We start from the raw sequence: 9,146 nt of genomic DNA, 5'->3' as shown, positions 1-9,146 counted from the left end.
GGTGTTAGCTCAGCTGGGAGAGCACCTGCCTTGCACGCAGGGGGTCATCGGTTCGATCCCGATACGCTCCACCAATTATAAAATTTAAACTGCATATGCAGTTTTTTTTTATACTTTTTTTATTCTATGATATAATCATAAGTAATCGGATGATTAGAAAGCTGAGTAGATGTATGGAAAAAGAATTTTACGAAGAATTTGAAGATATGGAAGCCGGTATTGATCAAAAACAGGCTCTTGTCGAAGAATCAAAAAAGGTTGATGAAATCGAAGATTTCAACGAAGCAGTTCGCTTTGTGAACGATTTGAAAAAAAGATGGAGAAAGACTGGTTTTGGTGAGTCTTTGGCAGAAGAAAAGTTAAGAGAAGAATTTGAGGCGAATGTTGAAAAGGTATATGAAAAACAAAAGGCATTAGCTCAAAAAGTAGTAGATGTAAAGGAAGCTTTAATTAAAGAGGCTGAAAAAACATCTTTATCAGACGACTTTAAAAAGGCTACTGAAAAAATGACTTCTTTAATGGATCAATGGAAAGTTTCTGGAAATGCCGGAAAGAAAACAGACGATGAATTGTGGGAACGTTTCAATGCAGCTCGTCAGAAGTTCTATGATCGTAAACATGCTAACTGGGAAAACAGAGCAGTTCAGTTTGAAAATGCGAAAAAGGTAAAAGAAGATTTAATTGAAAAAGCTAAATCTTTACAAGATTCTGAAGAATGGCAAAAAACAAGTGCTAAATATAAAGAATTAATGGATGCTTGGAAAGCTGCAGGAAATGCAGGCCGTGAATTTGATGATGATTTATGGAATGCATTTAATGAAGCTCGTCAGAATTTCTATGCGAAACGTAATGAATTCTATGAAAAACTACATGCAGAACATGACGAAAAGTATGCAGAAAAACAAGCTTTAGTTAAAGAAGCAAAATCAATCGCAGGTTTACAAGAATATACTCGTGAACAAACTGCAATGATGAAAGAATTGTCTAATAAATGGAAATCAATTGGTTTCTGTGGAAAAGATAAAGAAGATGAAATCTGGAATGAGTTCAGAGGTGTTATGGACGAATATTTTGCTGGTTTAAAATCAGCTAGCGAAAAGCGTCGCGCAAACTGGCGTGATCACATGGCAGAAATTATTTCTCGTAAAGAAGAACAAATCGCAAACCAAAAGCGTCAAATTAAACGTCTTCAAGATGATATGACTGGTTTAGTAAGTGAAGCTACAGTAGCTGATTTACAAGATCAAGTAGAAGATAAAGAAGACTTTATTAAACAACTTGAACAAGAAATTGAGGACATTGAAAAGAAATTAGCAGAGTAGTTCAACTACTCTCTTTTTCTTGGGGTTAATTATTATATGAATTTTCATGAATGTATGAAGCTGTTTTATCCGGAAACAAAAATTATATTGTATAATCGAAAAAATCAAGTTGTATTAGAGGGATATGTTAAAGATATTCGCCAAGAGTGTGAAAAGTATCATAATGTTGAGGTAACCTTCGTATCGGGTAGAGCCGATACAACGGGACTTAAAATTTGGCTAGATATGTAAAAGGAAGAAAGTTTAGTGCTTTCTTCCTTTTCATCTTAGTATTTCATATCACTTTTAATTACATCGTGATCTTTTAATAGTTTTTCAATTACAGTTCCTTTGATGGCCTTAAGAATTGGTTTTTTAAATATATTTAGAGGCCCTAGATCGATTTCTAATGGAGATTTACCATCCATTAATTTTACACTTGAATCCAATAATTCACGTACATCATATACGCTGCCCCATACTTCTGGAACACCACGATCTACACCTAATAATCCATATACAGCTTCCATTGCGGTACGTACTGAATATTCAGTAGTGAAGACTGTGTCTCTTGGCGTGTCGGCAAATTGTCCTAAGAATGCGAAGTTTACACATCCATCCGGAATTACATCTGGACGATCACCTTTCGTTCTTGGCATAAAGAAGGCTGTGATATATGGCATCATTGTAGGTACGCATCTTGCAGAATTTGTAGCTAATTCTTCAATTTGATCGGTTGGAACACCTAAGTGATATAGCCATTCTTCTGTGATTTCTTTACCAGTACATTCTCTCATTGGCTTTTTAATGTAGTCACCATCCACATCTGTAAATAGTCCATATACCCAAACGCATACTTTATTTGGATCTTGGTTTTTGAATTGTCCTTGACGATTGATTGTCCAACTTAATAACCAACTAGAATCTCTACAAGTTACGATACCTCCAGTAACGGTTTTTCCACTACGAGGATCACGCTTACAAATGTTTGTGATATAAGGAATGATCTTATCATCTAATGTTGTTACTGTTGCAGATTCCCAATTTGTCTTTGAAATGTCTGAACAGAATTTTTCTGGGTGACCAAAGCTAGGATCTTGTTTTGCGATGTTTTTCCATAAGCTCCAGCATCCACTTGTTCTAACTTCAGCATCTCCATTAGGTGCATGGTCTTGATCACCATAGATAGTTCCTTCTGTACAACTTCCGTTTGTCACAAATACTAAATCGTTTTCTGTCAATACAATACCCGTTTCTGTTCCATTGACTTTGCATTCAATCGTTTTCGCAACTTTTTTATCTCCGTCAAACTCAAATTCAACATTTGTGACTTCTGTATTGAATTGGAAGTCTACGCCATGAGCTTCTAGATATTTTTGCATAGGAAGAATTAATGATTCATATTGGTTGTAACGAGTGAATTTCAACGCACTGAAATCAGGAAGTCCTGAAATGTGGTGAATGAATCTTTGGAAGTATAATTTCATTTCTAAGGCTGAGTGCCAGTTTTCAAATGCGAACATACTTCTCCAGTACATCCAGAATGTTGAGTCAAACACCTCTTCATCGAATACATCTTCAATTGTTTTATCATATAAGTCTTCATCTGGTGTCATGAATAATTTCATGATTTCCATAGCACCCTTAGTACTTAAATCAAACTTTCCATCTGTATGTGCATCTTTTCCTTGATTGATTGTTGCACGACACAATGAGTAGTTAGGATCATGTTTATTTAGCCAGTAATATTCGTCTAAAACACTAGCGCCTTCGACTTCTAATGAAGGGATACTTCTAAATAGATCCCATAAACATTCGAAGTGGTTTTCCATTTCACGACCACCTCTCATGACATATCCACGAGTAGGATCATAGATTCCATCACATGCGCCTCCGGCAATGTCCATAGCTTCTAAAATATGGATGTTTTTACCTGGCATTTGTCCATCACGAACTAAGAAGCAAGCGGCTGCTAATGAAGCAAGTCCACTACCTACGATATAAGCATTTTTATTATCTACACCTGCTGGTTTTTCGGGGCGAGCGAAGGCTTCATAGTTTCCGTTTGTGTAGTAAATACCTTTAGAGTTCTTTTCGTATTTTCCTCTTTCTGTATTACGATATTCACTTGTTGATTTCTTTTCTTCTTTCTTTTTATCACTTACTTTTTTTGCAGTAAATAAAGCAGCACCTGTAGCTGCAGCAGTAAGGCCTGCAATGCCTAATTTTACATTATTTTTTGACATATACATGTCCTCCTTTGTTCTTATGGCTACATGATAATGGAGGTCAAAATTAAAAACCATGAACAAAAAAAGCAAGATGATAATTTTTTTATCATTTTGCTTCATTTGTAAAGTTTGAAATTGAATTTGCGATGGAACCATGCAAAGTGTTGGCCATATTATGGATGATTTCATGATAATCTTCACTCATGCCTTTGCTGATCCAATCAAGCATAATACCTACAAAACTGTATTTGTAGAAATCAGCAATAAATTGAATCTGTTCTTCTGTGATATTGGTTCCTTGTGCTTTTTCACGGACGACGCCTAAAATAAGGTCGTGTACTGTGGTAAATAAAAAGCGTTCAATACTGTCTTGTGTTGTTGTATGGTATACATTTAAAATAAATGGCTTGTTTTGAAGAACGGCTTCAAAAATGGATGTTAATCCTTCTTGCCAAGTGTCATATGTTTTGTTTCCTTTTAGTGCATTTGTTGCATCATAAATACAAGACCATTCAACTAAGTCGTAAATATCTTTAAAATGATAGTAGAATGACATTCTTGAAATGCCAATATCATCTGTTAGATCTTTAATGGTAATCTTATCCAATGGTTTCTTTAATAAGAATCTTTTTAGGGATTGCTCTAAGGCAAGTTTAGTTAAGTTTGACATACAAAAATAATAATAAAAAAAGGGTCTCCCGTCAATTCTTAGGAGACCATGAATGTTAAATTCTGAGTGGCTGTAACAAACAGAATTTTTCCTTGCCCTAGCTGTAATAGGGCTCTTTGAATATTGTAGATGTGCTTCTTGTAAGCACAATTATATTTTAGTATTATCATTCGTTAATTTAATCAAAACATTTTGTGAAATTTTGGGAAGAAAGAGAATCTAAGTTTGCGGAATACAAAAATCCTCCTAAATTAATGTGAAGTTTCATTGTTTTATCTTATGTCTCATTAAAAATCAAATAAATTAATGAGATATAAAGATTATTCTTATATAATGTATGAGTAAGAGGGGGTCAATATGCTACACATATCAGTAGATGAATCGCAAATGAGTGTATTTTTCTTAGATTGTTTTCGCTTTTGTATGAATGGTACAGAATATAATGTTGTTTTAAATAAACGAGATTTAGAAGTATATGAATATGAAATATGGAAACGAGATAATCGAGAAATGTCTTTGGTCACAATAGTGAGATTGTCACTCGATGAATTTAAAGAATACTATTATGCGGATGAAGGAACGACAAATTTTGATATAATCAATAAAGTAATTGTTCCGGCGATCAAAAAAATGAGATGATAAAAAGTGCTTTATTTATCGTACTAAATGGTAAATAGAGCATTTTTGTTTACAGAAAAATACTTTACGAATAAATTATTTAGGTTTATACTTTTTAGTAGATAAAAAACTTTCATAACTAAAAAGAACAAAAATAATAGAGCATAAAACTAAGGAGATTTATATGCAAAAGAGAACTACGAATTATTCTTTTCAAAAATTTGGAGATGTATTCTATTCTGTAAATCATAATGCGGGGCATTTGGTTGATTATGTTGAAAATGATTTTAAAATCACAAATAAGACGTTTGATTCTTTTTATTACTCTAGTGATCCAGTATATTTGGATACTAAAAATGGAATTATCATGCTTGTTGTGAGTAAAGATGGTAAAAAATTCGAAGAATATGTAATTCACCGTGTTGTTCGATTAAAGCCAGATATTTATTTTAATTATGTTTCAATTTCAAGAGAGAGTGTGCTTCAAATTTATTATTCAAGTCATGGAATGAATCAGAAGATGATGGAAACGCCATATTCATATCAGCCTTTGGTTTCAAGAATGAATTTAAAAGAGATTTTCACATGTTTTTATCAAGTACGAAAATCAAATTATACATTCCCTGGAGAAACACATGATTATTATGAATTGACATATATTGATCATGGTACATTAGATACAACAGTAGATGGACAGAAATATAGACTTCAAAAATATGATTTGATTTTATATTATCCTGGACAGTTTCATACGCAAAGCACAGATAGCCAAAGTACATGCTCGTATTTAACAATTACTTTCGATATGGATAATAAATTGGATGGAGATTTAAAAAATCGTGTATTCCATACGCGTAAAGATGTTTATCAAGTTTTGTCTGAATTTATGAAATCCATTCAGTCAGATGGGCATTTGAATTCAGAACTCGTTTTATTATACTTGAAACAGATTCTAATTCTTTTATACCAATTTGATGATGAGGCTGAAGAGTCAGATGTTGTTACGGCGAATCCTATGCAAGAACACTATGAGAGTACATTGTTGAATGAAATTTTGGTGTTTATAAACAATAATGTGTATAAACAATTTACAGTAGAAGATTTATGCATGAAGTTCTCGATTTCAAGATCAAGTTTACAGAATTTATTTAAATCGAATATTCATATTACGCCAAAACAATACATTTCTAATGTGAAATTAAATCAGGCAAAAATCATGATTCATGAGCATAATCAAACAATTTCAGAAATATCTGATATTCTAGGCTTTACTTCTATTCACTATTTTTCTAGGAAGTTTAAGCTACAATATGGTATATCTCCAACGGATTATGCCAAGAGTATTTCTCAATAAGTCCAGAAATGGACTTTTTTTCTTTCTCTAATAGTGTATGATATGTACATGAAAAAGAATCAAATGTTAATGACATCTGGAACAATTTGGAAACAAATGCTTTTATTTGCCTTTCCTGTGTTTCTGGGTAACTTATTTCAACAACTATATAACACTGCCGATTCCTTGATTGTAGGAAACTATTTGGGTAGTTCAAGCCTTGCTGCCGTTACTTCTTGTGGTGAATTGATTTTCCTTTTAACTAGCTTGTTTTACGGAATATCTGTTGGCGCAGGTGTAGTCATTGCACGCTATAATTAAGTGGCGAAAACTCCATAGCTTGCTGTAAAGATGAAAGCCACTTTTTGTATTGTATAATGCGTATAAAAAATATATAATATATGTAGAAATAGTTCGGAGTTGATATCATGCCTAGACCTAGAACAAACAATGTTCAGATCAATATTGCCATTCCTAGTGAATGGAAAAAAGAACTGGAAAACCTTGCCAGAATCTATTCGGTTGAAGAAGGTAAAACGATTACTTTTCTTGATTTGATGCGTAGAGGTATCCAGGAAAAGTATCAGTTAAAAGATGTGAATGATCATGAAGAATGAGAATTATCATCGTGCTTCTCATTGTAAGTATTTAGTTCAGTATCATATTATATGGTGTCCAAAGTTCAGATGTGATGGTATGGATGATACCTTGAATAAGATCCTTTCTGAAGTTTGTGATGCGTACGGATATATTATAAAAGCTTTAGAGGTCATGCCTGACTATATACATATTTTTGTGGACTGTCCTGTAACAGTTGCACCTTGTGATGTTGTTCGAACATTGAAATCTATGAGTGCAATCCAATTGTTGAAGGCATATCCGGAATTGAAGAAATTCTATGCGAGATGTGGAAAATTATGGTCAAATGGATATTTTATATCTTCTGTAGGGCATATCAGTGAAGCTGCAATCAAGAAATATATCGAGGAGCAGAAAAATGATACAACCCGAATTGAAAGCCTATCGTAGATGTTCAGATAGACATGTATTAGTATTGGAGACGAATCTGACTTATGTAGAAAAGTGTCAGATTTTTCATTATGCCGATTTGATTCGTAAGGCCGGTAATGAACTGACTGGAATCATGAAAAAAAGATACGATCAGCTTGTTCGTACGAAAAGGTATCGCAAGCTAAAAAGTCTTTATAAGAAATATAAGGATACCAATAATAAGAAGGCATTAAAAGATGTATGTGATCAGATGAAGGAAATGCAGAAACAGTATGATGTGACATGGGATTACTGCAGAACTTCAATGATTCCCATTGGAAAGAAATATGGAATCGATGCCGTATTTGCACTAACGAAAGCGGAGGATGTATTTCATGGAATCGAAAAATGTCTTTATTTGGATGGAGAAACGATTCACTTTAAAAAGCGTGGAGATCTTCCGTGTATTCGTGCTAAACAGATCAATCGTGGAATCATAATGAAACAAATGAATTTTAAATTCAAGAATATGGAGTTTGGCGTAAAAATAAAGGACCGCTATGAACAAGAGGAAGTGGATGCCATACTTTATTATTTGAAAAATGCTGAATTAATGGATTCTATAGCTGCAAATACATATAAAGAAACAGATATCTGTGTTTCAACATACAGACCTTGTTACGTGAGTCTTGTATGTAAAAAGATTCGTGGTAAGTTAAGAGTTTATGTACATATCACAATCGAAGGTTTATCTAAACCGAAACAGGATCGTTTTGGCAATTTTAAACACAGTAGAGGAAGTGGTATTGTTGGATGTGATGTTGGAACACAGACAATTGCGTATACAACAGAAACCAAAGCTGGTTTAAAGAATCTTGCAGAAAGAGGAAGTTGTATTGAAGTCAATGAACGAAAAGAAAGACGGATCTATCGTGCAATGGACAGAAGTCGTAGAGCAATGAATCCAGACAACTATAATGAGGATGGAACTATTAAAAAAGGAAAGAAGACGTGGACATACTCGAATCGCTATAAGAAATTGAGAACGAAACATACAGAGCTATGCAGAATCAATGCGACCAATCGACATTTAGCTATCAATGAAGATGTGAATGAATTAAGAAGTTTAGGGGATGTTTTTGTGACAGAACCAAAGAATGCCAAGAAACTGCAGAAGCGTGCTAAAACTGGAAAGCGAAAGAAACGATTTGGAAGATCTATAAAAAATAGATGTCCAGGCTATTTTCAAAGTCAAGCTAAAAGAAAGTTCAGGATCTATGTTGAAGTACCAAATGACTATAAGGCAAGCCAGTATGATCATACGAGTGATACATATATCAAGAAGTCGTTGTCACAAAGGATGTATAAACTTCAAGATGGAACAATGGTACAAAGAGATCTATATTCATCCTTCCTTTTGTACTGCATTGATTTAAATACAAACAAAATCGATAAGAACAAGTGCATTCATGAATTTGAGAAACAGTATAAAAACCAAAATGAAACAATAGAGTATATCCAGATGAATCAGATCAAAGTCATGAACAGTGGAATAAGAGTAAATTAAATACATGTTAAAATTGGGAGATTGACTATACTTCCATGTAGAGATACAGAAAACAATCGTTAATGTGCTAAATGTAGTGCTTGATTGTAGAGTTCACTGCTCCAACAGAAAGACAGGAATCCAAAGTTTGAAAATAATGTACGATTTCTGCATAATGTTGTCAGTTAAGAACCCTCACTGCTTGCGGTGAGGAGTAGTCAGGCTTGTATGTTGGTGCTTTGTACGAGTTACATTATTGACAATATTAAATATGCTTTTCCATAACATCCTATTTGTATACTTGATCTATCCATTCACATGGTTTTTATCAAGTGTTGCATTTTTCTTATATTATCGAAAAATCAATTGGCAAGAATAATAACCTTAACTTTGTAAAAAATGTATAACTACAATTGAATTTTTGAATAAATTGTTGAAATTTCCTGTATTTATGGGA

The 9,146-nt window shown here is 33.5% G+C and carries 9 protein-coding genes and 1 pseudogene; 8 read left to right on the top strand and 2 right to left on the bottom strand.

The window, feature by feature from the left end; translation table 11 throughout:
* Nucleotides 1–173 precede the first annotated feature (173 nt).
* Both Q0E86_RS10675 and Q0E86_RS10670 read left to right on the top strand, forming a co-directional pair.
* A complete protein-coding gene (locus tag Q0E86_RS10675) occupies nt 174–1,322 on the top strand; it encodes a DUF349 domain-containing protein (RefSeq protein WP_295757030.1) in 1,149 nt (382 codons plus the stop codon).
* A 36-nt stretch (nt 1,323–1,358) separates the two neighbouring features.
* On the top strand, nt 1,359–1,553 hold the full coding sequence (locus Q0E86_RS10670) for a hypothetical protein (RefSeq protein WP_295757027.1): 195 nt from the start codon (nt 1,359–1,361) through the stop codon (nt 1,551–1,553).
* A 35-nt stretch (nt 1,554–1,588) separates the two neighbouring features.
* Here the strand turns inward: Q0E86_RS10670 and Q0E86_RS10665 are convergent, their stop codons facing one another.
* Together Q0E86_RS10665 and Q0E86_RS10660 are read right to left on the bottom strand one after the other, a co-directional pair.
* Nucleotides 1,589–3,547, bottom strand: coding sequence for an oleate hydratase (locus tag Q0E86_RS10665; protein WP_295757025.1), 1,959 nt, complete (start codon nt 3,545–3,547; stop codon nt 1,589–1,591).
* A gap of 91 nt (nt 3,548–3,638) precedes the next feature.
* Nucleotides 3,639–4,202 (bottom strand): TetR/AcrR family transcriptional regulator, encoded by a 564-nt coding sequence (locus Q0E86_RS10660; RefSeq protein WP_295757022.1) that lies wholly within the window; start codon nt 4,200–4,202, stop codon nt 3,639–3,641.
* A gap of 357 nt (nt 4,203–4,559) precedes the next feature.
* Between Q0E86_RS10660 and Q0E86_RS10655 the strand changes: the two genes are divergently transcribed.
* The 6 genes and pseudogenes from Q0E86_RS10655 to Q0E86_RS10630 all read left to right on the top strand — a co-directional run bounded on the left by Q0E86_RS10655 (nt 4,560) and on the right by Q0E86_RS10630 (nt 8,710).
* Nucleotides 4,560–4,841, top strand: coding sequence for a hypothetical protein (locus Q0E86_RS10655; RefSeq protein WP_295757003.1), 282 nt, complete (start codon nt 4,560–4,562; stop codon nt 4,839–4,841).
* Nucleotides 4,842–5,004: 163 nt separating this feature from the next.
* Nucleotides 5,005–6,174: an AraC family transcriptional regulator gene (locus Q0E86_RS10650; RefSeq protein WP_295757001.1), complete on the top strand. Its 1,170-nt coding sequence runs from the start codon at nt 5,005–5,007 to the stop codon at nt 6,172–6,174.
* A gap of 30 nt (nt 6,175–6,204) precedes the next feature.
* Nucleotides 6,205–6,468, top strand: a pseudogene (locus Q0E86_RS10645) (MATE family efflux transporter); the annotation flags it as partial.
* A 113-nt stretch (nt 6,469–6,581) separates the two neighbouring features.
* The gene (locus Q0E86_RS10640) at nt 6,582–6,770 is read left to right on the top strand and encodes a hypothetical protein (RefSeq protein ID WP_295570112.1); all 189 of its coding nucleotides are present in this window, start codon (nt 6,582–6,584) and stop codon (nt 6,768–6,770) included.
* Nucleotides 6,760–7,182 carry an IS200/IS605 family transposase gene (tnpA, locus tag Q0E86_RS10635; RefSeq protein WP_295756999.1) on the top strand — a complete coding sequence of 141 codons (423 nt, stop codon included), beginning with the start codon at nt 6,760–6,762 and terminating at the stop codon, nt 7,180–7,182. The genes Q0E86_RS10640 and tnpA overlap by 11 nt, the downstream gene beginning before the upstream one ends.
* Nucleotides 7,151–8,710 (top strand): hypothetical protein, encoded by a 1,560-nt coding sequence (locus tag Q0E86_RS10630; RefSeq protein ID WP_295756997.1) that lies wholly within the window; start codon nt 7,151–7,153, stop codon nt 8,708–8,710. The genes tnpA and Q0E86_RS10630 overlap by 32 nt, the downstream gene beginning before the upstream one ends.
* Nucleotides 8,711–9,146 lie beyond the last annotated feature (436 nt).

The sequence above is a fragment of the uncultured Holdemanella sp. genome, assembly GCF_934754935.1.
Taxonomy (GTDB): Bacteria; Bacillota_I; Bacilli_A; order Erysipelotrichales; family Erysipelotrichaceae; genus Holdemanella.
Note: the sequence above shows the minus strand (reverse complement) of the source record. Positions and strands in the feature narration are given on the sequence as shown.

What these genes read in the sequence shown, in the direction of transcription:
- Q0E86_RS10630 (WP_295756997.1), top strand. Translation starts at nt 7,151, where the DNA reads ATGATACAACCCGAATTGAAAGCCTATCGTAGATGTTCAGATAGACAT.
- tnpA (WP_295756999.1), top strand. Translation starts at nt 6,760, where the DNA reads ATGAAGAATGAGAATTATCATCGTGCTTCTCATTGTAAGTATTTAGTT.
- Q0E86_RS10650 (WP_295757001.1), top strand. Translation starts at nt 5,005, where the DNA reads ATGCAAAAGAGAACTACGAATTATTCTTTTCAAAAATTTGGAGATGTA.
- Q0E86_RS10665 (WP_295757025.1), bottom strand. Translation starts at nt 3,547, where the DNA reads ATGTCAAAAAATAATGTAAAATTAGGCATTGCAGGCCTTACTGCTGCA.
- Q0E86_RS10670 (WP_295757027.1), top strand. Translation starts at nt 1,359, where the DNA reads ATGAATTTTCATGAATGTATGAAGCTGTTTTATCCGGAAACAAAAATT.
- Q0E86_RS10655 (WP_295757003.1), top strand. Translation starts at nt 4,560, where the DNA reads ATGCTACACATATCAGTAGATGAATCGCAAATGAGTGTATTTTTCTTA.
- Q0E86_RS10640 (WP_295570112.1), top strand. Translation starts at nt 6,582, where the DNA reads ATGCCTAGACCTAGAACAAACAATGTTCAGATCAATATTGCCATTCCT.
- Q0E86_RS10660 (WP_295757022.1), bottom strand. Translation starts at nt 4,202, where the DNA reads ATGTCAAACTTAACTAAACTTGCCTTAGAGCAATCCCTAAAAAGATTC.
- Q0E86_RS10675 (WP_295757030.1), top strand. Translation starts at nt 174, where the DNA reads ATGGAAAAAGAATTTTACGAAGAATTTGAAGATATGGAAGCCGGTATT.